We start from the raw sequence: 1181 nt of genomic DNA, 5'->3' as shown, positions 1-1181 counted from the left end.
GGCACTAAAAAATGAGGGGCGAGTATCTGATGAGGGTTAAATGAGCCCGAGACTGGAGAGTTCGGAGAGGATCCGCTGCACCGCACGCCTGGCATCTTCGGGCTGCTTGCCGCCCGTGATGATCAGTTTGCCGGACCCGAAGAGGAGAACGACCACCTTCGGGTCGTCGAGCCGGTAGACGAGCCCTGGAAACTGCTCGGGCTCGTACTCGATCTTGTCCAGATTGAACCCCACGGCGATCTTATTCAGGTTGATCGGCGTCCCAAGATCGGCCGATGTGACGATATTCTGGACTTTATAAGTCAGGTTTTCAGGGATGTCGATATTGAGTGCGCGCAACTGGTCGCCCAGGATCTGCAGGCCCCGCGAGAGGCTGTCGATGCTCTTTGCGCCGGTGAGGACGACCTTACCGGACCCGAAGACGAGCGCCGCGATCTTCGGGTCCTGCATCCGGAGAACGACGCCGGGGAACCGTTTCTTATTGTACTCCGCGTCTTTCAGCTGGGAGGCAAGGGAGTTGAGATCAAGAGAGTCTGTCACTTTTGCGGAAGCGACAATATTTTCTATCTTGAGGGACTCCTCTGGTCTGTGCTCTTTCATATTTATAAAGTGCTTAAAACAGTATATAAATGGTTGGGTATTTATCCAGCGGGGTTCCGGGGACCAGGCGGGAAGACCCCCACGCATGCCCGGGTATGAGAGCGACGCTCTTTCGTCGGGATGACACCTCCCCCGGGTTTTACCATCATGCCGGGGGAGATCCCGGTACACCCGGCCTGTAGACCTCCTCCCTGTCTGGCGGGGAGGTCGTCCCCAAACGCCTCTGCCGGGAGGGGGCTCGCCCCCATTGGCGTTAACGTTCGATATGGAGACTTGTGAGGATACCGTCCAATTCAGGAGACGAACGTCGGTTTCGGGTATTACTGGTCGGCCTGTGGCCAATCGTCCACCTCCTCGGAAAACGGTCGTGATCCTTGTCTGGGGGGCAATCAGCGAGAGCCCGACCGGTTCGCTCCGGAAGTTCATCGTGCCCGGGCAGGGTTTGCCCCTGGGGATAAGCCCGGGCACCGCCCCCGCTCCCTCAGGGGCGGGGGAGGAGCGCCGCGAGCCGGGCGGGGTGGGGGCTACGAGGAGGGATCTACGAGTTCCGCCGCCTGCGGGGAGGGGGCGAGCCCCCTCCC

At 60.2% G+C, this 1181-nt stretch carries 1 protein-coding gene; it reads right to left on the bottom strand.

Going from position 1 to position 1181, the window contains the following annotated elements:
* Positions 1–36 precede the first annotated feature (36 nt).
* Positions 37–600 (bottom strand): TATA-box-binding protein, encoded by a 564-nt coding sequence (locus BP858_RS05510; RefSeq protein WP_062263487.1) that lies wholly within the window; start codon positions 598–600, stop codon positions 37–39.
* Positions 601–1181: the final 581 nt, after the last annotated feature.

Origin of the sequence: Methanoculleus sp. UBA413, from assembly GCF_002502935.1 — an archaeon.
In the GTDB taxonomy this organism is placed as follows: domain Archaea; phylum Halobacteriota; class Methanomicrobia; order Methanomicrobiales; family Methanoculleaceae; genus Methanoculleus; species Methanoculleus bourgensis.
This window is presented reverse-complemented; position numbering and strand designations above follow the sequence as displayed.

Coding starts and splice junctions, on each gene's coding strand:
- BP858_RS05510 (WP_062263487.1), bottom strand. CDS start 600: ATGAAAGAGCACAGACCAGAGGAGTCCCTCAAGATAGAAAATATTGTC.